Origin of the sequence: Dactylosporangium maewongense (assembly GCF_039531485.1) — a bacterium.
GTDB classification, from domain to species: Bacteria; Actinomycetota; Actinomycetes; order Mycobacteriales; family Micromonosporaceae; genus Dactylosporangium; species Dactylosporangium maewongense.
On sequence record NZ_BAAAQD010000008.1, the window covers coordinates 347,290 to 371,112 of the forward strand.

Genomic DNA, 23,823 nt, shown 5'->3' on the forward strand with positions numbered 1-23,823 from the left:
GGGCCTGGCAGGATGGGATGGTGAGCATCGCCCCGATCGAGCCGATCGACCAGCCGGAGCTTCCCAAGCCGTCCCCGCCGCGGCGCCGGTCACTCGGGCTGGAGGCCCTGTTCGGCCTGATCGTCGCCGCCGTGGTGGTCGCGCTCGGCGCCCCCGTCGGCCTGCTGTGGTCGTGGATCGCGCCGAAGGTGGAGCTGGTTCAGACGCCGTATGGCCCCTATCCCATCGACGGCGAGCCCGAAGGCTACTTCGCCGACGACGGCTGGTTCATGATCCTCGGCGCGGCGGCCGGGATTCTGATCGCCGTCGCCGCCTGGGTCATCCTGCGCCGCTACCGGGGCCCGTTCATCCTCGCCGGCCTCGTCGTCGGCTCGGCCGCGGCGGCCGCCCTGGCTGCGTGGCTCGGCAACAAGATCGGCTATGCGCACTACCTCGACCTGGCCGAGCACGCCCCCGTCGACACCCACATCTTCCGCCCCGCCAAGGTCCGCGCCGGCGAGGCCAGCCTGTGGCACGGCTTCGTCCCGTGGGTCCGCGGCTCCCTGCTCATCCAGGCCCTCGTGGCCGCCGTGGTGTACACGTGCCTCGCGGGCTTCCACACGTCGCCCACCCTGACCCACGACCCTGACCCGGACGTGCCCACCGGCGACCCGTACTACGCCGGCTACCCGGACGGCGGCGGCCCCTACGCCGGCGACCCGGACAACGTGGGCCCCTACGCCGGCCCCGCCCATCCCGTGTTCGGCTCACTCGACCCTGCCCGGCCCGGCCCCGTCTACCCCGGCCCCGCCGCCCAGCACGGCTTCGATCAGCCCGCTCAGCCCTGGCCCGCCCCCGAGCACCCCGGCTATCCGCATCCCGGCCACGGCGGCCCCCCGACCGACGCCTCCTTCAGCCAACCCACCACCGGGGGCGAGTCTCCAGCAAGCCCTTCACCGTGGCCCGCCCCGCCCACCGGCACCCAGTCCAGCACCGGCACCCCGACCGCTGGTGGTCAGCCCACCCCTCAGCCACACGGCGATCCCGCACCGGGCCGCCCCGACCTCCGCAAGCCCGCCTCCGGTCCGTCCGGTGCGGCTGCCCAGACCTCCGCAGGCCAACACGACGCCGCCCCGCCTGGCGCCTCGACCCCACCCGCACCCGACCCGACCTGATCCGCACCCGACCCGACACGACCCAGCCCGACCCGGTCCGCATCCCCAGCCCCGAGAGCCCAACCCCGACGCTGAGCCACCTCCCCGTCCTCGGGTCGTGCCCGTTCGTGGTCGCCCGTTCTCGGCACCGCCTCAGGTCCGGCTCATCCCCGTCATCGTCCCGTGTTGCGGGCGCGGGTTCGGCCTGGTCCTGTCCCTGGCCTTGGGCTGGGCACCGCTTCGGGGGCGGACTCGTTTCCGTCCGTCCGTGGTCTCGGAGCGGCACTGGCTACGGTCCGAGTCATCCCGTCCTTGCGCGGCCCTGTCCGTGGTCTCGGGAACGGCCCTGCCTTCGGCCTGGCTTGTCGCCGTCCTCGTGCCGTGTCCGGGCGAGGCTGGCGGCGTAGGGGCTGCGGGGGTTAGTTCGGGCTGGAGGGGACGGCCAGGTCGGACAGGGCGACCGGGACGGCGCGGACCTGGCCGAGGAGGGCGGCCTCGCGGCGGAGGAGGGCGCGTTCGGCTTTCAGGCGGCTGGTCGTGTCGGGCTCGGCGAGCAGTGACTGCCGGTCCTCCAGGGTCAGCGACGCCGTGGCGGCGACCAGGTGTGACAGGACGGTCGGGTCGTCGGGCAGTTGCTCGCCGTCGCCGTCCTCGTCGCTGCGGACCGCCTTCAGGTACTGCTGGAACGCGGCGAGGACGCCGGCCGCCAGTTCCTCCTCGCGGTCGGGTTCGCCCTTCGGCTCGGGGAGCCATTCGATCTCGCCGGTGAGGTACGGGGCGTCGTTGCGGGCGAGGCCGAGCAGGCGGAAACGGCGGCGGCCGACGGTCATGAGGTCGAAGCGGCCGTCGGCGAGCTCGGTCAGCTGGCGGATCTCGGCGGCGCAGCCGATCTCGTACAGCGACAGGGCCTCGCCGGCGGTGATCGACGCGTCGGTGGTCTCTCCGGCCTCCCCCTCGACGCGGCCGACTTCCCAGCCGCGGCGGATCGCGATCACGCCGAACTCGCGCGGGAGGTCGGCGGGCAGCTCCGCGAGGTGCTGGACGAGCGTGCGGTAGCGGGGCTCGAACACGTGCAGGGGCAGGACCAGCCCCGGGAACAGCACGGTGCCGAGAGGGAACAGCGGCAGGAGGGTCCGCTCGGGTTCGTTCGCTTCCTCCACGGGCGAAGCCTAGCCGAGCGGACCCCGTTTGCCGCACCGTGACGGCTACTGCGAAACAGATGAGCGTCGAATGAGGCAGACCGGAACGGTCCGTTCCGCTCAGGCGGTACAGTGGCGGCATGACGAACCTGTCCGGCCGGCGTGTGCAGGCGGCCCGCAACGACGGTGTGATCCTCGCCGCGGCGCGCGACGTGTTCCTGGAGGACCCGAAGGCGCCGATCGCCGCCGTCGCCGAGCGGGCCGGGGTCGGGATCAGCGCCTTGTACCGGCGGTACAAGGGCAAGGACGACCTGCTCCGCACGCTGTGCCACGACGGTCTGCGCACCTTCGTCGCGGAGGCGGAGGCGGCCGCCGAGGAGCCGGACGGGTGGGCGGCGCTGGTGCGGTTCCTGCGCGGGGTCGTCGAGGCGGACGTGCACTCGCTCACCGTGCACCTCGCCGGCACGTTCACCTCGACCCCAGAGATGCGCGCGGATGCGGTGCGGGCGGGTGTGCTCGCGGGTGACCTGGTGCGGCGGGCGCACGAGGACGGCGGGCTGCGCCCGGACGTCGTGGTGGCGGACGTCACGCTGATCCTGGAGGCGTGCGCGGCGATCCGCGTGCCGGACCGCGACCGCACCGCCGAGCTGCGCCGCCGCCAGCTGGCCCTGCTGCTGGACGGGATGCGGCGGGACGGCACTGACCTGCGGTCCGTGCTGCCCGGGCCGCCACCGGACGCGGCCGAGCTGAACTGGCGCTGGGCGCAATCCCGACAGCCCGCACAGCGGGACGCGACCGAATAATTGTCGGTGGTTCCGCCTAGACTCCCAAGGGTGCTGAACCGGATCGACCTGCGCGGCTCCACCACGGATCCGCGCCGTCTGCTGCCCCGTGCCGCCCTGGATGTCTCCGTCGCCACCGAGCAGGTGCGCCCGATCGTCGAGGCGGTCCACGAGCATGGGGCGAGCGCGGTCCGTGACGCCACCCGCCGGCTCGACGGGGTGGAGCTGACCGACCTGCGGGTGCCGGCCGAGGCGATCGCCAAGGCCGAGGCCGGGCTCGACCCGGCCGTGCGGGCCGCGCTGCTCGAGTCGATCAAGCGGGCCCGCAAGGTCCACGGCGACCAGCGGCGCACCGAGGTGACGACCTTGCTGAGCACCAGCGGCACCGTCACGCAGCGGTGGGTGCCGGTCCGCCGGGTGGGGCTCTATGTGCCGGGCGGTCTCGCCGTGTACCCGTCGAGCGTGATCATGAATGTGGTGCCGGCGCAGGTCGCGGGCGTTCCGTCGATCGCGGTCACCAGCCCGCCGCAGAAGGACACCGGCCTGCCCAACGTCAACATCCTGGCGGCGTGCGCGCTGCTCGGCGTCGACGAGGTCTACGCGGTCGGTGGCGCGCAGGCGGTCGCCATGTTCGGCTATGGCGACCAGGAAGGCTGCGAGCCGGTCGACATGATCACCGGCCCGGGCAACATCTGGGTCACCGCCGCCAAGCGCATGCTCCGCGGCATCGTCGGCATCGACGCCGAGGCGGGGCCGACCGAGATCGCGATCCTCGCCGACGACACCGCCGACCCGCGGCACGTCGCGGCCGACCTGATCAGCCAGGCCGAACACGACCCGCTCGCCGCGAGCGTCCTCGTCACGCCGTCGCTGGAGCTCGTCGAGGCCGTCGAGGCGGAGGTCGCCCGGCAGGTCGCGGCGACCAAGCACCTGCAGCGGGTCACCGAGGCGCTCACCGGCACCCAGTCGGCCACGGTCATCGTCGACGACCTGGAGCAGGGGCTGCGGGTCGTCGACGCCTACGGTGCCGAGCACCTGGAGATCCAGACCCGCGACGCGCGGGCCGTCGCCGAGCGCGTCTGGAACGCGGGCGCCATCTTCGTCGGCGCCTGGTCGCCGGTGTCGCTCGGCGACTACTGCGCGGGGTCCAACCACGTGCTGCCCACCGGTGGCTGCGCCCGGCACTCGTCGGGCCTGTCGACGCAGACGTTCCTGCGCGGCGTGCAGCTCATCGAATACGGGCGCGACGCCCTCGCCGAGGTGGCCGACCACGTCGTCGCCCTGTCCGAGGCCGAGGATCTGCCGGCGCACGGCGCCGCCGTGAAGGTGAGGTTCGCACAGTGACCGGCCTGCAGGACCTGCCGCTCCGCGACGAGCTGCGCGGGCTGACGCCCTATGGCGCGCCCCAGCTCGACGTGGCCGTGCGGCTCAACACCAACGAGAACTCGTATCCGCTGCCCGACGAGGCCGTCGCGGAGATGGAGAAGGCCCTCTCCGCCGTCCTGCGCGACCTCAACCGCTACCCGGACCGCGACGCCGTCGCCCTGCGCACCGACCTCGCCGCATACCTGCGGCACGGGCTGACCTGGCGCAACACGTGGGCGGCCAACGGGTCCAACGAGATCCAGCAGCAGCTGCTGCAGACGTTCGGCGGGCCGGGCCGCACCGCGCTCGGCTTCACGCCGTCGTATTCGATGCACCCGCTGCTCGCCGCCGGCACCGGCACCGCGTGGATCGACGGGCGGCGCGACGCCGACTTCACGCTGACCGCCGAGCACGCCGTCGCGAAGGTCCGCGAGCACCGGCCCGACGTGGTCATCCTCTGCTCGCCCAACAACCCGACCGGCACCGCGCTGCCGCTCGACGTGGTGCGGGCCGTCGCCGAGGCCGCCGACGGGATGGTGATCGTCGACGAGGCGTATGCGGAGTTCGCGCGCCCCGGCACGCCGTTCGCGCTGTCACTGATCGAGCGGTTCCCGCGGCTGGTCGTCACCCGCACGATGAGCAAGGCGTTCGCGCTCGCCGGCGGGCGGGTCGGCTATCTCGCGGCCGGCGAGGCCGTCGTCGACGCCGTGCAGCTGGTGCGGTTGCCGTATCACCTGTCGGCGCTGACCCAGGCCGCAGCGCGGGCGGCGCTCGCGCACACCGGCGCGCTTCTGTCGACCGTCGACGCGGTCAAGGCCCAGCGCGACCGGATCGTCGAGACGCTGCGCGGCTGGGGCCTGACGGTCGCCGACAGCGACGCCAACTTCGTGCTCTTCGGCGCGCCCCGCAGCGACAGCAAGGGTGTCTGGCAGGCGCTGCTCGACCGCGGCGTGCTGATCCGCGACGTCGGCGTCCCCGGCTGGCTGCGGGTCACCGCCGGCACGCCCGAGGAGACCGACGCTTTCCTGAACGCACTGGAGGAGTTGCTGTGAGTCGCACCGCCAAGATCGAGCGGGTCACCAAGGAGACCAAGGTCTCCGTGGAGCTCGACCTCGACGGCACCGGGGTCGGCGAGATCTCGACCGGCGTGGGCTTCTACGACCACATGCTCAACCAGATCGCCAAGCACGGCGGGTTCGACCTGCGGGTGCACACCGTCGGCGACCTCGAGATCGACGCGCACCACACGGTCGAGGACACCGCGCTCGCGCTCGGCGCCGCGTTCGCCGAGGCGCTGGGCGACAAGGCGGGCGTCACCCGCTATGGCAACGCCCAGGTCCCGCTCGACGAGGTCCTGGCCTCCGCCGTCGTCGACCTGTCGGGGCGGCCCTACATGGTCCACGACGAGCCGGCGAACATCGCCCCGCACATCGGCGGCAACTACCCGACCAGCCTGACCCGGCACATCTGGGAGTCGTTCGCCCACTCGGCCCGGGTCACGCTGCACGTCAGCATCCTGCGGGCGGGCCGGCACGGCGCCCAGCCCGACGCGCACCACATCGTCGAGGCCCAGTTCAAGGCGGTCGCCCGGGCGCTGCGCCAGGCGTGCGCGCTCGACCCCCGCAACGCCGGCGTGGTGCCCAGCACCAAGGGCGCCCTGTGAGCGGTGTCCTGTCCGGCCGCGCGGCGCGCGGCGCTCTGGCCGGCGTCGCCGGGAGTGGCGCTGGGCGTGGTGCCTCGGGCCGTGCCGTCGGGGATGACGCCGTCGGCGGTCGCGCCTTGGGCCGCGCCGCTGGGCGCGGCGCTCGCCGCGCCGCTGGGCGCGGTGCTTCCTTCGGGGGTGGCGGGGTGCCGGTGGGGGCCGGCCGGCTCGGCGGCGCCGGATCGGTGGCCGGCCCGTGGTGAGCATCCTGCTGCTCGGGCTCGCCGGGCTGCTGCTTGGCGGCGCGCTGTCGCTGCGGCAGCAGAGCACGTCGAAGGTGCCGTTCGTGATCACGCTGCTGCTCGCCGCCGTCGCCGCGGCCGGCGGGCTGCTCTGGCTGTAAAGGGGACGGCATGAAGAAGGTGGTCATCCTCGACTACGGCTCCGGCAACCTGCGCTCCGCCGAGCGGGCCGTCGCCAGGGTCGGCGCCGAGGTCGAGGTCACGTCCGACCTGGGCAAGGCGGCCCGGGCCGACGGGCTTGTCGTGCCGGGCGTCGGGGCGTATGCGGCCTGCATGGCCGGTATCGACGAGCTCGGCGCCGGCCCGACGATCGCCGAGCGGGTCCGCGTCGGCGCGCCGGTGCTCGGCATCTGCGTCGGCATGCAGGTGCTGTTCGAGGAGGGCGAGGAGCACGGCGTCGTCACCAAGGGCCTCGGCCTCGCGCCCGGCACGGTGACCGGGCTGCGCGCCCCGGTCGTGCCCCACATGGGGTGGAACACGGTGACCTGGCCCGCCGGCACGGTCCTGGGCGCCGGCCTGCCCGCCGACACCCGGTTCTACTTCGTGCACTCCTACGCGCCCACGCCCGTGGAGGCCCAGCGGGCCGCGGGCATCGAGGTCGCGACCACGGTGCACGGCGAGCCGTTCGTCGCCGCGTTCGAGTCGGAGGTGCTGCGAGCCACCCAGTTCCACCCGGAGAAGTCCGGCGACGCGGGGGCGACGCTGCTGTCCAACTGGCTCGGCAGCCTTGTCTAAGGAACGCGCCCGGCGGCGGGCGGTGCTGGAGGCCGAGCGGGCCGAGCGCCTGCTCAAGGCCGAGCGCCGTCGCCGCCGGCGGATCGCCGCCCGGCGGCTGGTGCCGAAGGTCAAGATCGGCCGGACCGGTAAGCTTTTCGCACGTCGTTCCCGTGGCCAGCGCTCCGTCATCATCTTGCTCGTCCTGGTGGCACTCACGTTCATCTGGCTGCTCGTCGACACCGTCGCGGCCCGGATCGGCCTCAGTGCCCTCGTCATCGTCGCCACCCCGGCGCTCACCGTGCTCGTTCTGGACCGAAGGATCTAACCCATGGCCCTGCAGCTCCTGCCCGCAGTCGACGTCGCCGACGGCCAGGCGGTCCGTCTCGTCCAGGGCGCCGCCGGCAGCGAAACCGCCTACGGCGACCCGCTCGAGGCCGCCCTCGCCTGGCAGCGGCAGGGCGCCGAGTGGATTCACCTGGTCGACCTCGACGCCGCGTTCGGCCGGGGCTCCAACGCCGAGCTCCTCGCCGACGTCGTCCGCCGCCTCGACGTGCAGGTCGAGCTGTCCGGCGGCATCCGCGACGAGGCCTCGCTGCGGGCGGCCCTGTCGACCGGTGCGACCCGGGTCAACCTCGGCACCGCCGCCCTGGAGAACCCCGACTGGTGCGACCACGTCTGCGCGACGTACGGCGAGCAGGTCGCGGTCGGGCTCGACGTCCGCGGTCACCAGCTCGCCGCGCGCGGCTGGACCAAGGAGGGCGGCGACCTGTTCGAGGTGCTCGACCGCCTGGAGCGCGCCGGCTGCGCCCGCTACGTCGTCACCGACGTCATGCGTGACGGCACCCTCACCGGGCCCAACCTGACCCTCCTGCTGGAGGTCACCGGCCGCACCAAGAAGCCGGTCATCGCCAGCGGCGGCGTCTCCAAGCTCGACGACCTGCGCCAGCTCGCCGCCCTCGAACCCGCCGGCGTCGAGGGTGTCATCGTCGGCAAGGCCCTGTACGCGGGCGCCTTCGACGTCACCGACGCCCTCAAGGTCCTGGCCGAGCAGCCGTCATGACCGTCGCGGTGCGGGTCATCCCGTGTCTTGACGTCGACGCGGGCCGGGTCGTCAAGGGCGTCAACTTCGTCAACCTCCGCGACGCCGGCGACCCGGTGGAGCTCGGCGCCGCGTACGACGCCGCGGGCGCCGACGAGCTGGTCTTCCTCGACGTGACGGCCTCGTCCGACGGGCGCTCCACGATGCTCGACGTGGTCCGCCGGACCGCGGAGACGGTGTTCATCCCGCTCACCGTCGGCGGCGGCGTCCGCGCCGTCTCCGACGTCGACACCCTCCTGCGCGCCGGCGCGGACAAGGTCGGGGTCAACACGGCCGCGATCGCCCGGCCGGAGCTGATCGCCGAGATCGCCGAACGGTTCGGCAACCAGGTGCTGACGCTGTCGCTGGACGTGCGCCGGGCCGCGGGCCAGCCGAGCGGCTTCGAGGTGACCACCCACGGCGGCCGCCGCGGCGCGGGCCTCGACGCCGTCGAGTGGGCCGCCCGGGTCGCCGAGCTCGGCGCGGGTGAGATCCTGCTCAACTCCATGGACGCCGACGGCACCAAGGACGGCTTCGACCTGGAGCTCATCAAGGCCGTCCGCGAGGTCGTGACGATCCCGGTCATCGCCAGCGGCGGCGCGGGTGCCCTGGAGCACTTCGCCCCGGCGGTGGCCTCCGGCGCCGACGCGGTCCTCGCCGCCAGCGTCTTCCACTTCGGCGATCTCTCCATCGGCGACGTCAAGACCACCCTCCGGGACGCCGGTCACCCCGTCCGCTGACAACCGCTGGGGTGCGCGCCGGTCCGGCGGGCGGTCGACCCGGCCGTGCCCTGGGCGAGGCGTGGCGTGGGGCCGCTCCACGGACGTGGGCGTGGCTGGAATGACTGGCGTGCCGTGATCCGGTCGGTCTTGTACCGGTGGCCGCACGAAGTCTTCCGGATCATGAATGGTTGGCGGGAGCGTCTCCGGTGGACAGTGCGGGAGGACCCGGCCGTTCCGAGGGCGGTTTGCTGGGCGGACCGGTCAGGCGCGGCGGTTGCCGTAAGGCCGTTGGATGCGGTGGATTGCGCTGCCCTGTGGGCGGGCGAGCGTAAGGCTGTGTGGGGGTCGTTACCCCGACATGGGGCTGGGTGGGTGGACCGGCCTGCTCGTGAGGGGGCGAGGGACGTCGTGCGATCACCGGTTCTGGGGGTCAGCCTGGAGATCGCACAGCGTCTTGGTGGCGGGGGTCAGTCGCCGCGTTTGCCGGTGGTGACGGCGATGCCGACGAGCCAGCCGACGAAGAGTCCGTAGCCGGCGGCGGCCGCGGCGGCGTTGAAGGCGCCGATCAGGGTGGGGTCGGAGAGCAGGAAGTCGGTGGCGAAGCCGGCGAGGGCGGCACCGAAGATCAGCGATGCCCAGCCGAGGATGAAGGCGCCGCCGCCGGTGACGATGGAGCGGCCGGCGATGGCCAGGATGAGGGCGGTGAAGAGGATGAGGAGGAGGGCCTTCAGGTCGTTCGCGAGCAGCTCGCGGGCGGCCTTGCCGGAGTCGTCGTGGGGGACGAGCCACCAGCGGGGCCAGGTGAGCAGATGCAGGAACCAGCCCCACACGGTGTTGGTGTCCGCGTGCCGGTCGGCCCATTCCGAGAAGATCTGGTTACCGAAGAGCAGGACGAGGAGCAGCGTCGCCAGGACGCCTGCGCCGGTGGCTGTGCGGGTGCGTCCGAAGATGGCCATGGCATCAATGTAAGGGGTGCCGGGGAAACCCGCAGAAATGAATGAGTGAGTGAGCGTTTAACCCGGAATTGCCCCGATGACCTGCGGTTATACGACGTGAATGCCGTGGTCGGCGGGCCAGTGGTCGCGGTGTGACCAGGCATCGCGCAGCGCGGCGACGGTCGCGGAGATCGCGGGACGGCCGCCGGCGGCGACCCGCCAGGCGACGCTGACGCGGCGGGCGGCCTCGGGGGTGATCGGGCGCGCGACGACGCCCGGCGGGAGGGTGCTGCGGGCCAGCCGGGGGATGAACGCGACGCCGAGCCGCTCGGCGACGAAGGTCAGCTGCGTCTCGAACTCGTTGACGAGGATCGTGGGGCGGGCGCCGGGCAGCATCCGTTGCAGCCATTCGTGGCAGACGGTGCCGGGCTTGGAGGCGATCCACCGCTCGCCGCGCAGCGCGTCGAGGCAGACGGGGCCGGACGAGCCGGCGAGGGGGTGGTCGACGGGCAGGATGAGGTCGCCGACGTCGAGGCCGAGCTCCACGCTCGCGACCCCGGTCGGGTACGTCGCCGGCATGTCGAGCCACTCGTCGATGAGCGCGACGTCGACGGTGCCGCGCAGGATCCCGTCGAACGACGACTCGCGGTCGCCCTCCTGCAGGGTCGGCTCCAGCAGCGGATGGTCGACGGCGAGGCTGCGCAGGGCGTGCGGCAGCAGCCCGCGGCACGCGGTCGGGAACGAGGCGATGCTCAGGTGCCCGGACACCGTCTCCCGGTGGGCGGCGAGCGCGGCCTCGGCCTCCTCCACGACGGCGAGGATCCGGCCGGCGTGCTCGACCAGGACCCGCCCGGCCTCGGTCAGCCGCAGCCGCCGGCCGTCCTTCTCCACCAGTGTGCTTCCGGTCTCCCGCTCGAGCTTGGCGAGGTGCTGGGAGATCGCCGACGGGGTGCAGTGCAGGGCGCCCGCGGCGGCCGTGACCGTGCCGAACACGGCGACGGCCCGCAGCGCCTGAAGCCTCGGCAGATCAAGCATGAAGCGATGCTACAGCAATCGTGTAGAACCTTTCGATGGTGCTTCACGGTTTTCCGGGATGACGATCGACCCATGAAGCATCGTGACGTCGCGCTGGCGATCCTGGTCTCGGCGATCTGGGGCGTGAACTTCGTGGTCATCCACGTCGGGCTGGACAGCATGTCGCCGCTGCTGTTCTGCGCGCTGCGGTTCGGGGCGGCGGCGCTGCCCGCGGTGCTGCTGGTCGGGCGGCCGAAGGTGCCGTGGCGGTGGGTGGTCGCGACCGGGGTGGCGCTCGGCGTCGTGAAGTTCTCGCTGCTCTTCGCCGGGATGGCGGCCGGGCTGCCGTCGGGGCTGTCCGCGCTCGTCCTGCAGAGCCAGGTGGTCTTCACCTTGATTTTCGCGATGGTACTGCTGGGCGACCGGCCGGGCCGTCGTCGCTTCGCCGGGGTGGCGCTGTCGGGGGCGGGAATCGTGCTGATCGCCTCGCAGCTCGGCCTGGACCGGCCGGTCGGCGCGTTCCTGCTGGTCGTGGCCGCGGGCGCGGCGTGGGGGTTGGCGAACATCGCGATGCGCAAGGCGCAGGCCGCCGACATGCTGAACTTCATGGTGTGGGTGAGCGCGGTCGCGACCCCGCCGCTGGTCGTGCTGACCCTCTCCGTCGACGGGCCGTCCGCGGTCTGGCACAGCCTGCGCGGCCTGGACCTGACCGCGTTCGGCGCGATCGCGTACATCGCCTACCTCAGCACGCTGTTCGGCTTCGGCGTGTGGGGCAGGCTGATCGCCCGCTACGACGCGGCGACGGTGGCCCCGTTCGCGGCCCTCGCACCGGTGTTCGCGCTGCTGTCGTCGGCGCTCCTGCTGGGCGAGCGCCTGCACTGGTACGACGCCGCCGGTGGCGCCGCGATCCTCGGCGGGGTGCTGCTCGGTGCGGTGCGCGTCAGGCGGGAGCCGCCGCCGGAGCCGGCAGCGGGCGCGGGTCGCGCATCGCGAACAGCGGCAGGAACAGCTGCGTGAGCGGGCCGATGCCGAACGCGTACAGGACGGTGGCGACGCCGACCGAGCCGCCGAGCAGGAAGCCCGCGGCGAGCACGGTCACCTCGATCGACGTGCGCGCGACCCGGATCGACAGCCAGGAGTACCGCGCGGCGAGGCCGGTCATGAGCCCGTCGCGCGGGCCGGGCCCCATGCGGGCGCCGAGGTAGAGCGCCGTCGCCACCCCGTTGAGCACCACGCCGGCGACCATCAGCGCGCCCCGCAGCCACCACGCGCCGGCGTCCGGCACGACCCGCAGGGTCAGGTCGGCGGTGACGCCGATGACCACCACGTTGCTGACGGTGCCCAGGCCCGGCCGCAGGCGCAGCGGGATCCACAGCAGCAGCACGAGCGCGCCGACCGCGCAGACCACGGTGCCCAGGCTCAGCCCGGTGCGCTTCGAGATGCCCTGCTGGAACACGTCCCACGGATCGAGCCCCAGATGGGCCCGCACCAGAAAGGCGATGCTCACCCCGTACACCAGCAGACCCAGCTGCAGCTGCACGAAGCGACGCGTGAAGCGGTGGCGCAGCGGGATGGGATTGGTCTTGCCTGGGGCGTCCATGCGTGCCACCCTAGGGCCAATCCGACACATTCAAAGAGCCAATTGAGGGGGACTGGCCTTGTCAGCGATCGTCCGGGGCGCGCAACTGGCCCGCATGCTCAATGCCTGGCAGGTCGCCGTCGGCGTGCGCGGGCCCGCCGGCCGCCGCCCCGAGTACGTCGTGCTCGCCAGCGCCGTCCGTGGCCTGCTCATCGACGGTCGGCTGGCGCTCGGCGTCCGGCTGCCCGCGGAGCGGGAGCTCGCCGCGGCGCTCGGCATCAGCCGGACCACCGTCACCGCCGCCTACCGTGAGCTGCGCGACAGCGGCCACCTCAGCAGCCGCCGCGGCGCCGGCAGCTGGACGGCGCTGCCCGCCGGGCACCGCGTCGGCACGTCCGGGCTGTGGACGCCGAGCGACGACGCCGACCTCATCGACCTCGGCTGCGCGGCGATGCCCGCCCCGGCGGAGCTCAACGAGGCGGCCACCGAGGCGATCGCCGAGCTCGGCCCCTACACGCTCGGCGCCGGCTACCAGCCGATGGGGCTGCCGGTGCTGCGCGAGGCGATCGCGCAGTGCTACACGGAGCGCGGCCTGCCGACCGACCCCGACCAGGTCATGGTCACCGGCGGCGTCCAGCAGGCGCTCGACCTGCTGCTGCGGCTGCTGGTCGCGCCCGGGCAGCGGGCCCTGGTCGAGACGCCGACGTACCCGAACGCGTTGAGCGCGTTCACCGCCAGCCGCGCCCGGATCAGCGCCTACGCGATCGGGCCCGACGGCTGGGACGAGGACCTGCTGCTGTCGACGGTCAGGGCGGCGCAGGCGCGGGTCGCGTACCTGATCCCCGATTTCCACAACCCGACCGGCCACCTCATGCAGACGTCGCTGCGGGAGCGGCTGCCGTCCGCCGCGCACGCCGCCGGCACCGACCTCATCATCGACGAGTCGTTCGTGGATCTCGCGCTGGACCCTGCTTTCGCGGACGGCGCGCTGCCGCCGTCGGTGGCCGCGTTCGACCGCAGCGCGCGGGTGCTGACGATCGGCGGGATGAGCAAGCCGTACTGGGGCGGCCTGCGCATCGGGTGGGTCCGCGGGGCGGCGCCGCTGATCGCGCGGCTCGCCGCGGCCCGGGTCGGGGTCGACATGGCGTCGCCGGTGCTCGACCAGCTCGTCGCCGTCCAGCTGCTGCGCCGCCGGTCGGAGATCGTGTCGGCCCGTCGCCGGCAGCTGCTCGCCCGCCGGGACACCCTGGCCGCCGCGCTGCGCGCCGAGCTGCCGGAGTGGCGGTTCGTCCTGCCGGGCGGCGGGATGGTGCTGTGGGTCGAGCTCGACGCGCCGGTGTCCAGTGCCCTGGCGCGGGCGGCCGAGGAGCTCGGGGTGCGGGTCGCGCCCGGGCCCCGCTTCGGTGCGGACGGCACCATGGAGCGGTTCATGCGGCTGCCGTACACGCTGCCGGAGACCGACCTCGTCGAAGCGGTCCACAGGCTGGCGGCGGCGCGCGCCGACCTGGACCGCCCCCGCCGGCACGCCTGGTCCACCCCGGTCGTGGTCGCCTGACCTCGGTTCCTCATGATCCCGAAGACTTCGTGCTGCTCTGGCGACATGAAGTCTTCCGGATCACGTGGGGCGCGGCGTCGGGCGGCTGGCTAGCCGGTCCGGGCTGCTCGCTGCCGGGCCGTTTCCGTGATCCGGAAGAGTTCTTGTTGCTCTGGCGACGAAAAGTCTTCCGGATCATGTGGATCGCGCGTTGGGCGGCTGTCTGGTCGGGCTTGGGCTGCTTGCTGCTGGCCCGTTTCTGTGATCCGGAAGAGTTTGTGCTGCTCTGGCGACATGAAGTCTTCCGGATCATGTGGGGCGCGGACGGGGTCTGTCGCGGCTGGGCTGGTCGGTGCCGGGCCGTTTCCGTGATCCGGAAGAGTTCATGTTGCTCTGGCGACAATAAGTCTTCCGGATCATGTGGGGATCGCGAGTTGGGCGTCTGCCTGGCTGGGCTGGGCGGTGCCGGGGCTGCTTTCCGTGATCCGGAAGAGTTCTTGTTGCTCTGGCGACGAAAAGTCTTCCGGATCATGAGGAGGGCGGGTTGGGTGTCGCGGCCGCAGGTCGCGTCGGCACAACTACACGCGGACGGACAGGGAGGGCCCCCAGGGCCCGACCGGCGGCTGACGGGAGCGACGGTCTTTCGCACGGCGGACCGGAGCCATGAACTTGTTCCTGCTCTTCGGGGTTGAAAAAGCGTCATGGCCTCCGGGATGGCGGTTCCCGGAGGCCATGACACTGTGGGGTGTGATCAGAGTTCGGCGAGCGACCCCGCGTACATGCGGTCGATGTCCGAGGCGAAGGACTTCTCGACCACGCGGCGCTTGACCTTGAGTGACGGTGTGAGCTCACCGTCCTCGATGGACAGGTCGCGGCTGAGGATGGAGAACTTCTTCACCGTCTCCCAGCGGTTGAGCTTGGTGTTGAGCTCCTTGACGTAGCCCTCGATCAGGGCGTTCGCCTCGGGTGACGCGGCGATCTCGTCGTAGGACTTCCCGGCGAGGGGGGTGCCGTCGGCCCAGCCCTTGATGGCGTCCGGGTCGAGGGTGACGAGCATCGTGACGTAGTTGCGGGCCTGGCCGACCACGACGCACTGCGAGGTGTACGGGCAGACCGACTTGAACAGGCCCTCGATGTGGCTCGGCGCGACGTACTTGCCGCCGGAGGTCTTGATGAGGTCCTTCTTGCGGTCGGTGATGCGCAGGTAGCCGTCGGCGTCGAACTCGCCGATGTCGCCGGTGCGGAACCAGCCGTCCTCGGTGAACGACGCGGCGGTCTCGTCGGGCAGGTTGTGGTAGCCGCGCATGATCGGGGTGCCCTTGAGCAGGATCTCGCCGTCGGTGTCGAGCTTCGCCTCCAGGTCGCCCAGAGCCGTGCCGACGGTGCCGATGCGGGGGGTCGCCTCGCGGTTGACGAACGAGCCGGCGCTGGTCTCGGTCAGGCCGTAGCCTTCCAGGATCGGCAGGCCGGCGGCGAAGAAGAACTCGCCGATCTCCTTCGACAGCGGCGCGGAGCCGGACACCATGGCGCGCATCTTGCCGCCGAGGCGGGCGCGGAGCTTGCTGAAGACCAGCTTGTCGGCGATGCCGTGCTGGACCTTGAGCATGCCGCCCGGGGTGCGGCCGGCGAGGCGCTCGGCGGAGGCCTGCTTGCCGACCTTGACCGCCCAGGTGAAGATCTTCCACTTGGCGCCGCCGTCGGCCTGCGCGCCGGTGACGACCCGGTTGTAGACCTTCTCGAAGACGCGGGGCGCGGCGCACATGAGCGTCGGCTGGATCTTGCCGAGGTTGTCGATGAGCTTGTCGACGCGGCCGTCGACGTACGTGGGGAGCCCGACGTACACGATCCCGCAGAGCAGCGTCTTGCCGAACGAGTGCGACAGCGGCAGCCACAGGTACTGCAGGTCGTCGGCGGTCAGCAGGCCCATGTCGACCTGCGTGTAGCCCTGCCAGACCCAGCCGGCGTGCATCAGCTCGACGCCCTTGGGGCGGCCGGTCGTGCCCGACGTGTAGATGAGGGTGGCGAGCTGGTCGCCGGTGATGCCGGCGACGATGCGGGTGATCAGCTCGGGGTCCTGGTCGAGCGCCTCGCGCCCGGCGGCCTCCAGCTGCGCGAGGGACAGGGTCTTGCGCTGCTCGCCGCCGCTGGGGACCCCGTCGAGGAGCACGACCGCGACCAGCTCGGGCAGGTCGGCGCCGTCGAGCTTGGCGGCCTGCGCCGGGTTCTCGGCGAAGAGGACCTTCGAGCCGGAGTCGGCGACGATGTAGACGGCGTCCTCGGGCTCGGTGGTCGGGTAGACCGTCGTGGTGGCCGCGCCGGCGAGCATGATGCCGAGGTCGGCGAGGATCCAGTCGAGGCGGGTGTTGGCCAGGATGCCGACGCGGTCCTCGGGGCGCACGCCGAGCGTGGTGAGGCCGGCGCCGATCGCGCGGGCGTGCTCGTCGACCTCGCGCCAGGTGAGCCAGACGGGGTCGCCGGCGTCGTCGGCCGCGGGCTTGCCGAACGCGCGCTTGTCGGGAGTCTCGGCCACACGGTGCAGGAACATGTCCGGGATCGAGCGGTAGGGCAGTTCGAGCCGCTGGGTCTGGGTCATGTGGGGCGCCTCCGGGCTGGCGTGGACGTAACGGTGACTGGCATCACGTCCCGTCGGTTACTGGAGGGTAAAGGGTCTGTCGTGTTACCGGCTAGACCCGAAACCGAAACGTAGTGGAACGGCGAATCCTGTTGCCTGGGGCCAGATTCGAGACTCAGAGTCCCAGTCGCGCCGTTCTGAGCCGCTCGGCCGTCGCATCGGGGCCCGTGACGGTCACGTCGGCGTGCGCCTGGCGGCCGGTGAAGAACAGGAGCAGCTCCGAGGGCTTCCCCTGGACCGTCAGCGTTTCTCCGCCTGTACCGACGGCGAAGGGCTCGGCGTCCGCCGGCCGCACGGTGATCGCGGCGGGGAACCGCCGTGCGGACAGCTTCGCGGCGCCCTTGAGCCGCTTCGCCACGGCCTGCTCGTAGGCCGCGTCCAGCGTGCGCGGCGTCCACCCCGGCACGGCCCGCCGCACGTCCTCGTGATGGATGAGGAACTCGGTGATGTTGACGGCCTCCTCGGCGAAGGCGGGCCTCACCCAGAGCGCGGGCCGGCGGACCTTGCCGACCAACTGCCCGTAGTCGCCCGCGGCGAGGCGGTCCTGGACCTTCTTCGTGTGCCCGGCGACCGGCTTCAGCAGGATGCCGGCCGCGGCGTCGGGGCGGTGCTCCCGCAGCACCAGATGCGCGGCGAGGTCACGGGTCACCCAGCCGTCACAGAGGGTCGGCGCGTCGGCACCCGCGGCCAGGAGCGTCTCGGCGAGCGCCAGGCGCTCGGCCCGCGCGAATGAAGTCATACACGTAACGCTAGTCGCGTCCCGCCGGAGCCGGTTTCTGTCGTACCCCGTCGGTAAGGTTGCAGACGGTCGGGGCGACTTACCGGCCCGACGCTACGGAGGGCGGATGTGACCAGCGGCAAGGTGCTCCTCAAGGGGCTGTGGGTGCTCGGCCGGGCCGTCCGTGACGAGCCCCACGTGTTCGCGATCTCGGTGGTCGGCAGCGTGGTGTTCAGCCTGCTGACGATCACGACCGCGTTCGTCTCCGGGCGGGTCGTCGGCGAGATCGCGCTGCCCGCGATCGACCAGCGGCACGTCACGCTCGGCACGCTGCTGCTCGGCGGGGTCGCGATCCTCGCGGTCAGCCTCGGCAAGATCCTCGGCATCTTCGGCCGGCGGCTCGGGGCGGGGGCGATGCAGTTCCGCCTCCAGGCGCGCTACCGGCAGGCCGTCACCCGGCGCTACCTGCGGCTGCCCCTGGAGTGGCACCAGCGGCACGCGACCGGGACGCTGCTGTCCAATGCCAACGCCGACGTCGAGTCCGCGTGGTATCCGATCGCGCCGTTCCCGATGGCCGTCGGCACCGTCGTCATGCTCGTCGCCGCGATCGTCTCGCTGTTCGCCACCGACTGGGCCATGGCGCTCGTCGGGGTCGCGATCTTCCCGACGCTCCTCGGGGTCAACGTCGCCTATTCGCGCCGCATGGCGCCCCGCGTCGCGAAGTCGCAGCAGCTGCGGGCCGACGTGAGCGCGGTCGCGCACGAGAGCTTCGACGGCGCGCTCGTGGTCAAGACGATGGGCCGGGAGGCCGCGGAGACCGAGCGGTTCTCGGCGAAGACGATCGAGCTGCGCGACGCCACGATCCAGGTCGGGCGGGTCCGGGCGATGTTCGACCCGGTGCTCGACGCGCTGCCGAGCATCGGCACCCTCGCCGTGCTCGTCGTCGGTGGCCTGCGGTTCCGCCAGGGCGCCGTCGAGGTGGCCGAGGTGGTCAGCGTCGCGTTCCTGTTCACCGTGCTCGCGTTCCCCGTGCGGGCGATCGGCTGGGTGCTCGCCGAGCTGCCCCGCAGCGTCGTCGGCTGGGAGCGGATCCGGCACGTGCTGGACGCCGAGGGCGACATGGCCTATGGCACGGCCACGCTGCCGGACGCGCACAAGCCGGCGGCGCTGCGGTTCGAGGACGTGCACTTCGCGTATGCCGACGCCGACGGCAACCGGGGCGGCGACGTGCTGAGCGGGGTCACGTTCGACGTGCCGGCGGGGCGCACGGTCGCGCTCGTCGGCTCGACCGGCTCCGGCAAGTCGACGATCGCCGCGCTCGCCGCCCGGCTCGTCGACCCGCACACCGGCACCGTCCGGGTCGACGAGGTCGACGCCCGCGACCTCAGCCAGGACGCGCTCGTCGGCACGGTCGCGCTGGTCGCCCAGGTGCCGTTCGTCTTCGACGACACCGTCCGGGGCAACGTGACGCTCGACCGGCGCACCGCCGCCGGCCACGCCGTCGACGACGAGGCGGCCTGGTCCGCGCTGCGCCTCGCCCAGGCCGACGGGTTCATCCACCAGCTCGCCGACGGGCTCGACACGAAGGTCGGCGAGCGCGGCACGTCCCTGTCCGGCGGGCAGCGGCAGCGGCTCACGATCGCCCGCGCCCTGGCCGGCGCGCCGCGCCTGCTCGTCCTCGACGACGCGACCAGCGCCGTCGACCCGCGCGTCGAGGCCGCGATCCTCGCCGCGCTGCGCCGTGACGACGACCGCCAGGCGTCGATCCTCGTCGTCGCGTACCGGCGGGCCACGATCGCCCTGGCCGACGAGGTGGTCTGGCTGGAGCGGGGCAGGGTCGCCGCCCGCGGCACCCACGCCGACCTCCTCGCCACCGTCCCCGGCTACGCCGACCTGGTCACCGCGTACGAGAAGGCCGAAGCCGAGAAGGAACGCGAGCACCTCTTCGACGACGAGGAGTCCGTGACCGCATGACGGCTCCCACTCCCGTCCCGCCCCGTCCGGGCACTTCCGGCTCTGTCGTCGCCGCGGGTGCCGGCCCGAGCGGGGTGATGTCGAGCTTCGGCCGGTCCCGGGCTGCGGTGTTGCCGCCGGCTGGCCGGTTGCTGCGGGGGAGCCTGCCGGGGGAGTCGGCGCGCGCCCGGGTCGCCGGGTCGGCTCGGACGGACGGGTGGGTGGTTTCGGCAGGGCTGGTGTCGGAGCGCGACTCGGGTCATGGTGTTGCCGCCGTTCGCCGTGTGGTTCCTCTAGCCGGGGATGGCTCGCGGTTTCTGTCGGTGCCAGTGGTCTGGTCGGGTTGGTGGGCTGGTCGTGACGGCTTGTGCCGCGGTCGCCGTCTGGCCGCCTCCGCGGTTGCCGCGGGCGTCGGCCTGACCGGGGTGATGTCGGTGTCCGGCCGGTCCCGGGTTGCGGCGTTGCCGCCGGCCGGCTGGTTGCTGCGGGGGAGCTTGCCGGTGGGGTCAGCGCGCCGACGTTCCGCCGGGTCGGTTCGGGCGGACGGGTGGGTGGTTTCGGCAGGGCTGGTGTCGGAGCGCGACTCGGGTCATGGCGTTGCCGCAGTTCGACGTGTCGTTCCTCTAGATGGGGATGGCTCGCAGTTCGTGCCGGTATCAGCGGTCTGGTCGGGTTGGTGGGCTGGTCGTGATGGCGGGTGGCAGTCGTGCCCCGGTCGGGTGTCGGCTGGACCGGTGCGGGTGCCGGTGCCGGGTCGCGGTCGCCGTCTTGGCGTGGCCGCGTTCGTGGCCGGCACGGGCGCCGACCTGGCCGTGGTGATGCCGACGTCCGGCCCGTCCTGGGCCGCTGAGTTGTCGGCGGCTGGCCGGTTGCTGCGGGGGAGCCCGCCGACCGGGGCGCGGTGCTGCGTCGCCTGGTCGGCTCGGACGGGCGGGCGCGGGGCTTCAGCAGGATCGGTGCTGGGGCGGGCTCCTGGGGACGGCATTGCCGCTGCCCGCAGTTTCGTTCCTCTGAACCGGAGCCGGGCGCGGTCCACGCCGGTGCTGGCGGCGACCGGGCCGGTTCGGTGGGTTGGCGTTGATGGCCGGTGTGGTTCGGGCAGCGGTTGGGTGCCGGGTCTCGGTTGCCGTCTTGGCGTGACCGCCCCGCGTCGCGGTGATGGCGTGACTGCCCCGCGTCGCGGTGATGGCGTGACTGCCCCGCGTCGCGGTGATGGCGTGTCGGCTGCGGGTCGCGGCGTCGCTGTGGCGTCAGGACCATCTGTGGAAGGCGCCGGCGGGTCGGGTCGCGCTGGCGGTTGGGGCGGGTCGGCGCGGCGGGTTGTGGGCGGCCGGGTGCGGGAGCGTGGGGACGCGACGGGCTCGAGGTCCGCTGCGGAGAGCGGTCGTGCGGTCGGAGCAGGCCTTGATCACCGGCGCGTCGACGGTGCCGCGGTCGGTGGTCGTTGGGGAAGTGCGGCCGATTCGGGTCGGGTCGGTGTTCAAGGACGGCGGAGGTGTCGGCATGACGGCGGCGACTGCTGAGGCGGCGGAGCAGGCGAAGGCCGGCGAGGCGCCGAAGGTGGGGGTGCTGCGGCGCGGGCTGAGCCTGTCGCCGGAGCTGTTCACCGGGCTGGCGGGCACGCTCGGGCTGGCGGTGCTGGCGACGGCCGGCCGGGTGGCGGTGCCGGTCGCCATCCAGCAGGGCATCGACAAGGGGCTGCGGGCGCCGGGTGGGCCCGACGTCGGGGTGCTCACCACGATCGTGGCGATCACGGCCGGGGTGCTGTTCCTGACGATGCTCAGCGCGGCGATGATGAACGTGCGGCTGTTCACGGTCACCGAGACGGCGCTGGCGGGGGTGCGCACGCGGACGTTCCGGCACATTCACGATCTGTCGATGCTGCACCAGCAGTCGGAGCGGCGCGGGGCGCTCGTCTCGCGGGTGACCGGGGACGTGGATCAGATCAGCCAGTTCCTGCAGTTCGGTGGGCTGATCTTCCTGATCAGCCTGGGGCAGCTCTTCGTGACGACCGGCGTCATGATCTTCTACTCGTGGCAGCTGACGCTGGTGGTGATCCTCGCGTTCGCGCCGCTGGTGTTCGTGGTGCGGCACTTCCAGCGGCGGCTCAGCGTGCTGTACCTGGACGTGCGGGAGAGCATCGGGGCGATGCTCGGGGCGATCGCGGAGAGCGTCGTCGGGGCGTCGGTCGTTCGGGCGTACGGCGTGCAGCACCGCACCGCCGAGCGGCTCGACACGGCGATCGACCGGAGCCGGCGGGCGCAGTTCCGGGCGCAGACCAACAACGTGGTCAGCATGAGCTTCGGCGAGCTGGCGGCGGGGCTGGCGCTCGGCAGCGTCGTCGTGGTCGGCACGCTGCTGGGCGTGGACGGGCAGCTCACCATCGGGCAGCTGATCGCGTTCCTGTTCCTGGCGACGCTGTTCGTGCAGCCGGTGCAGGTCGCGACCGAGGTGCTCAACGAGGCGCAGAACGCGATCGCGGGCTGGCGCCGGGTCCTGGACATCATCGAGACGTCGCCGGACGTCGCGGACCCCGGCGACAAGGGCCGGGACCTGCCCGAAGGCGCTGTCGACGTGCGGTTCGACCACGTGCACTTCGCGTATCCGGACGGGCCTGAGGTGCTGACCGACGTCGATCTGACGGTCGCCGCTCGTACCCGGGTCGCGGTCGTCGGGGAGACGGGCAGCGGCAAGACGACGTTCGCGAAGCTGCTGACGCGGCTCATGGACCCGACCACCGGCGAGGTGCTGCTGTCCGGGGTGCCGCTGACCGAGGTGCGGTTCGGCTCGCTGCGCCGCCGGGTCGTCATGGTGCCGCAGGACGGGTTCCTGTTCGACGCGACGGTGGCCGACAACGTGCGGTTCGCCCGGCCCGACCTGAGCGACGTGGACCTGGAGCTGGCGTTCACCGAGCTCGGGCTGCTCGACTGGGTCGACGGGCTCAGCGACGGCCTGCAGACCGAGGTCGGCGAGCGCGGGGAGGCGCTGTCGGTCGGTGAGCGGCAGCTGGTGGCGCTGGCCCGCGCGTACGTCGCCGACCCCGACCTCCTGGTGCTCGACGAGGCCACGAGCGCCGTCGACCCGGCGACCGAGGTCCGGCTGCAGCGGACCCTCGACGCGGTCACCAGGGGGCGGACGACGATCGCGATCGCGCACCGGTTGTCGACCGCGCAGAGCGCCGACGAGGTCATCGTCGTGGACAAGGGGCACGTCGTGCAGCGGGGCCCGCACGCGGAGCTCGTCGCCGATCCGGACTCGATCTACGGCCGCCTGTACGCGTCGTGGCTCGAACAGACCCGCTGACGGCGGCCATCGCGTGTCCCCGGGCGGAGGACCGGTCGGGGACCGCGCGTCGGGGGTGGTGAACCGCGGCGGAGGACCTACAGTTGCGGTGTGCCAGCCGGGGGGCGTCGATACGTGCCGATGCAGGTCCGGGTCGCGGTGACGGGGTTCAACGCGATCGGCGGCGTCATGTTGACCCTCGCGCTGGCGGCGCTCGGCGTGCTGCTGTCCGGGATGCAGGTCGACCCGGCCAACCAGGGCGGCACCGGCTACCTGGACTTCGTGCTGTTCTTCAACGCCGTGCTGTTCCTGTTCCCCCTCGCGGTGGTGCTGGTGTTCCTCGGCACGCGGATCAAGCGGGGCGAGCACTGGGCGTGGCTGGCGAGCCTGGTGTTCTGGGCGTTCGTCGGGGCGATGGCGCCGCTGCTGACGTGGCTGCTGCCGGCCCCGCTGCCGTTCGCGGTCGTGCCGGTCTGCTGCGCCGGCGTGCTGGTGGCGCTGCTGCTGACCCCGCAGGCGCGGTACCACTGCGCCGACGTCGACGACTAGCCGATCCGGCCTCGCGCCGCCCGGCGGATCGGGCGACAACGGTGCTCCGGCGCCGGCATCTGGTGGTCCGGGCGCGGTGGCGGTTCAGCGCTTCGAGGCCCGTGAGGAGGCCGGTGGGGAGGCCGGTGCAGACGCCGGTGCGGTGGCCGGTGCGAGGGCCGGCAGGGGTTCGGTGAGGTAGCGCTGGATGGTCGGCGCGACGCTGTACACGATCTCGTCCTGCGACATGGTCGTCATCGGCTCGATCTTCAGGATGTAGCGGACCATGACGAGGCCCGCCATCTGCGACGCGACCAGGGCGGCCCGCTTCGGGGCCTCCGCCGGGTCGAGCTTGAGCTGCGCGACCACGCGGCGCAGGATCTGGCTCACCAGGAACTCGCGCAACATCCGCGCCGACCACTCGTGCTGCATCGCGCTGCGGAACAGGGCCGCCGCGGACGAGCCGGCGGGGGAGTCCCACACGCCGAGGAACGTGCGGACGAGCCGCTCGCCGACGCCGTCGAGGTCGCCCTCGAAGACCTTGGGCACGATCTCGCCGGGGTCGATCGGCGCGTCCATCGTGGCGAGGAAGAGCTTGTCCTTCGCCCCGAAGTAGTGGTGTACCAGCGCCGGGTCGACCCCGGCGCTGGTGGCGATCTGGCGGATGGACGCCCCGTCGTAGCCACGCTCGGCGAACGCCTCGCGGGCGGCGGTCAGGATCGCCTGGCGGGTGTCCTGGTTGCCGGGGCGTCGTCCGGTGCGTGCCAT

General features: G+C 72.7%; 22 protein-coding genes. 15 read left to right on the top strand and 7 right to left on the bottom strand.

Annotated elements, in window-relative coordinates; all coding sequences use genetic code 11:
• The first annotated feature begins 20 nt into the window (after positions 1-20).
• Positions 21-1,154, top strand: a complete 1,134-nt coding sequence (locus tag ABD332_RS22295) for a DUF2567 domain-containing protein (RefSeq protein ID WP_344503939.1) — start codon at positions 21-23, stop codon at positions 1,152-1,154.
• Between the two features lie 398 nt (positions 1,155-1,552).
• On the opposite strand, the gene ABD332_RS22300 is transcribed toward ABD332_RS22295, so the two are convergent.
• Positions 1,553-2,293 carry an LON peptidase substrate-binding domain-containing protein gene (locus ABD332_RS22300; RefSeq protein ID WP_344503940.1) on the bottom strand — a complete coding sequence of 247 codons (741 nt, stop codon included), beginning with the start codon at positions 2,291-2,293 and terminating at the stop codon, positions 1,553-1,555.
• Between the two features lie 119 nt (positions 2,294-2,412).
• Here ABD332_RS22300 and ABD332_RS22305 point away from each other — a divergent pair, with 119 nt between their 5' ends.
• From ABD332_RS22305 to hisF, 9 genes are all read left to right on the top strand, one after another.
• On the top strand, positions 2,413-3,075 hold the full coding sequence (locus ABD332_RS22305; protein ID WP_344503941.1) for a TetR/AcrR family transcriptional regulator: 663 nt from the start codon (positions 2,413-2,415) through the stop codon (positions 3,073-3,075).
• A gap of 30 nt (positions 3,076-3,105) precedes the next feature.
• A complete protein-coding gene (gene hisD / locus ABD332_RS22310; RefSeq protein ID WP_344503942.1) occupies positions 3,106-4,398 on the top strand; it encodes a histidinol dehydrogenase in 1,293 nt (430 codons plus the stop codon).
• Positions 4,395-5,471 carry a histidinol-phosphate transaminase gene (locus tag ABD332_RS22315; protein WP_344503943.1) on the top strand — a complete coding sequence of 359 codons (1,077 nt, stop codon included), beginning with the start codon at positions 4,395-4,397 and terminating at the stop codon, positions 5,469-5,471. The genes hisD and ABD332_RS22315 overlap by 4 nt, the downstream gene beginning before the upstream one ends.
• A complete protein-coding gene (hisB, locus tag ABD332_RS22320) occupies positions 5,468-6,082 on the top strand; it encodes an imidazoleglycerol-phosphate dehydratase HisB (RefSeq protein ID WP_344503944.1) in 615 nt (204 codons plus the stop codon). Before ABD332_RS22315 ends, hisB begins: the two co-directional genes overlap by 4 nt.
• Before the next feature lie 235 nt (positions 6,083-6,317).
• A complete protein-coding gene (locus ABD332_RS22325) occupies positions 6,318-6,464 on the top strand; it encodes a hypothetical protein (RefSeq protein WP_344503945.1) in 147 nt (48 codons plus the stop codon).
• A gap of 10 nt (positions 6,465-6,474) precedes the next feature.
• Positions 6,475-7,098 carry an imidazole glycerol phosphate synthase subunit HisH gene (gene hisH, locus ABD332_RS22330; RefSeq protein WP_344503946.1) on the top strand — a complete coding sequence of 208 codons (624 nt, stop codon included), beginning with the start codon at positions 6,475-6,477 and terminating at the stop codon, positions 7,096-7,098.
• Positions 7,099-7,120: 22 nt separating this feature from the next.
• Complete coding sequence (locus ABD332_RS22335; RefSeq protein WP_425552269.1) at positions 7,121-7,405, top strand: hypothetical protein; 285 nt, start codon at positions 7,121-7,123, stop codon at positions 7,403-7,405.
• A 3-nt stretch (positions 7,406-7,408) separates the two neighbouring features.
• Entirely contained in the window at positions 7,409-8,140 is a 732-nt protein-coding gene (gene priA / locus ABD332_RS22340) for a bifunctional 1-(5-phosphoribosyl)-5-((5-phosphoribosylamino)methylideneamino)imidazole-4-carboxamide isomerase/phosphoribosylanthranilate isomerase PriA (RefSeq protein ID WP_344503948.1), read from the top strand.
• Entirely contained in the window at positions 8,137-8,898 is a 762-nt protein-coding gene (hisF, locus tag ABD332_RS22345) for an imidazole glycerol phosphate synthase subunit HisF (RefSeq protein WP_344503949.1), read from the top strand. The genes priA and hisF overlap by 4 nt, the downstream gene beginning before the upstream one ends.
• A 449-nt stretch (positions 8,899-9,347) precedes the next feature.
• Here the strand turns inward: hisF and ABD332_RS22350 are convergent, their stop codons facing one another.
• Both ABD332_RS22350 and ABD332_RS22355 read right to left on the bottom strand, forming a co-directional pair.
• Positions 9,348-9,836: a hypothetical protein gene (locus tag ABD332_RS22350; protein ID WP_344503950.1), complete on the bottom strand. Its 489-nt coding sequence runs from the start codon at positions 9,834-9,836 to the stop codon at positions 9,348-9,350.
• A gap of 87 nt (positions 9,837-9,923) precedes the next feature.
• A complete protein-coding gene (locus ABD332_RS22355) occupies positions 9,924-10,850 on the bottom strand; it encodes a LysR family transcriptional regulator (RefSeq protein WP_344503951.1) in 927 nt (308 codons plus the stop codon).
• A gap of 72 nt (positions 10,851-10,922) precedes the next feature.
• Between ABD332_RS22355 and ABD332_RS22360 the strand changes: the two genes are divergently transcribed.
• Entirely contained in the window at positions 10,923-11,846 is a 924-nt protein-coding gene (locus tag ABD332_RS22360; protein WP_344503952.1) for an EamA family transporter, read from the top strand.
• Here the strand turns inward: ABD332_RS22360 and yczE are convergent.
• On the bottom strand, positions 11,770-12,429 hold the full coding sequence (gene yczE, locus ABD332_RS22365; RefSeq protein WP_344503953.1) for a membrane protein YczE: 660 nt from the start codon (positions 12,427-12,429) through the stop codon (positions 11,770-11,772). The two genes, ABD332_RS22360 and yczE, sit on opposite strands and share 77 nt — an antisense overlap.
• A 58-nt stretch (positions 12,430-12,487) precedes the next feature.
• Between yczE and yczR the strand changes: the two genes are divergently transcribed.
• Complete coding sequence (gene yczR / locus ABD332_RS22370) at positions 12,488-13,963, top strand: MocR-like transcription factor YczR (RefSeq protein WP_344503954.1); 1,476 nt, start codon at positions 12,488-12,490, stop codon at positions 13,961-13,963.
• 730 nt (positions 13,964-14,693) lie between these two features.
• On the opposite strand, the gene ABD332_RS22375 is transcribed toward yczR, so the two are convergent.
• Positions 14,694-16,535: an AMP-dependent synthetase/ligase gene (locus ABD332_RS22375; RefSeq protein ID WP_344503955.1), complete on the bottom strand. Its 1,842-nt coding sequence runs from the start codon at positions 16,533-16,535 to the stop codon at positions 14,694-14,696.
• 154 nt (positions 16,536-16,689) lie between these two features.
• On the bottom strand, positions 16,690-17,313 hold the full coding sequence (locus ABD332_RS22380; protein WP_344503956.1) for a TIGR03085 family metal-binding protein: 624 nt from the start codon (positions 17,311-17,313) through the stop codon (positions 16,690-16,692).
• Between the two features lie 123 nt (positions 17,314-17,436).
• On the opposite strand from ABD332_RS22380, the gene ABD332_RS22385 reads away from it, so the two are divergent.
• The 3 genes from ABD332_RS22385 (at position 17,437) to ABD332_RS22395 (ending at position 23,076) form a co-directional block, all read left to right on the top strand.
• On the top strand, positions 17,437-19,266 hold the full coding sequence (locus ABD332_RS22385; RefSeq protein ID WP_344504036.1) for an ABC transporter ATP-binding protein: 1,830 nt from the start codon (positions 17,437-17,439) through the stop codon (positions 19,264-19,266).
• Positions 19,267-20,748: 1,482 nt separating this feature from the next.
• On the top strand, positions 20,749-22,548 hold the full coding sequence (locus tag ABD332_RS22390) for an ABC transporter ATP-binding protein (RefSeq protein ID WP_344503957.1): 1,800 nt from the start codon (positions 20,749-20,751) through the stop codon (positions 22,546-22,548).
• A 90-nt stretch (positions 22,549-22,638) separates the two neighbouring features.
• Positions 22,639-23,076 carry a hypothetical protein gene (locus ABD332_RS22395; protein ID WP_344503958.1) on the top strand — a complete coding sequence of 146 codons (438 nt, stop codon included), beginning with the start codon at positions 22,639-22,641 and terminating at the stop codon, positions 23,074-23,076.
• An 84-nt stretch (positions 23,077-23,160) separates the two neighbouring features.
• Here ABD332_RS22395 and ABD332_RS22400 read toward each other — a convergent pair whose 3' ends face one another.
• Positions 23,161-23,823 (bottom strand): TetR/AcrR family transcriptional regulator, encoded by a 663-nt coding sequence (locus ABD332_RS22400; RefSeq protein ID WP_344503959.1) that lies wholly within the window; start codon positions 23,821-23,823, stop codon positions 23,161-23,163.

What these genes read in the sequence shown, in the direction of transcription:
- ABD332_RS22305 (WP_344503941.1), top strand. Translation starts at nt 2,413, where the DNA reads ATGACGAACCTGTCCGGCCGGCGTGTGCAGGCGGCCCGCAACGACGGT.
- hisH (WP_344503946.1), top strand. Translation starts at nt 6,475, where the DNA reads ATGAAGAAGGTGGTCATCCTCGACTACGGCTCCGGCAACCTGCGCTCC.
- priA (WP_344503948.1), top strand. Translation starts at nt 7,409, where the DNA reads ATGGCCCTGCAGCTCCTGCCCGCAGTCGACGTCGCCGACGGCCAGGCG.
- hisF (WP_344503949.1), top strand. Translation starts at nt 8,137, where the DNA reads ATGACCGTCGCGGTGCGGGTCATCCCGTGTCTTGACGTCGACGCGGGC.
- ABD332_RS22350 (WP_344503950.1), bottom strand. Translation starts at nt 9,836, where the DNA reads ATGGCCATCTTCGGACGCACCCGCACAGCCACCGGCGCAGGCGTCCTG.
- ABD332_RS22355 (WP_344503951.1), bottom strand. Translation starts at nt 10,850, where the DNA reads ATGCTTGATCTGCCGAGGCTTCAGGCGCTGCGGGCCGTCGCCGTGTTC.
- ABD332_RS22360 (WP_344503952.1), top strand. Translation starts at nt 10,923, where the DNA reads ATGAAGCATCGTGACGTCGCGCTGGCGATCCTGGTCTCGGCGATCTGG.
- yczE (WP_344503953.1), bottom strand. Translation starts at nt 12,429, where the DNA reads ATGGACGCCCCAGGCAAGACCAATCCCATCCCGCTGCGCCACCGCTTC.
- ABD332_RS22375 (WP_344503955.1), bottom strand. Translation starts at nt 16,535, where the DNA reads ATGACCCAGACCCAGCGGCTCGAACTGCCCTACCGCTCGATCCCGGAC.
- ABD332_RS22380 (WP_344503956.1), bottom strand. Translation starts at nt 17,313, where the DNA reads ATGACTTCATTCGCGCGGGCCGAGCGCCTGGCGCTCGCCGAGACGCTC.
- ABD332_RS22390 (WP_344503957.1), top strand. Translation starts at nt 20,749, where the DNA reads ATGACGGCGGCGACTGCTGAGGCGGCGGAGCAGGCGAAGGCCGGCGAG.
- ABD332_RS22400 (WP_344503959.1), bottom strand. Translation starts at nt 23,823, where the DNA reads ATGGCACGCACCGGACGACGCCCCGGCAACCAGGACACCCGCCAGGCG.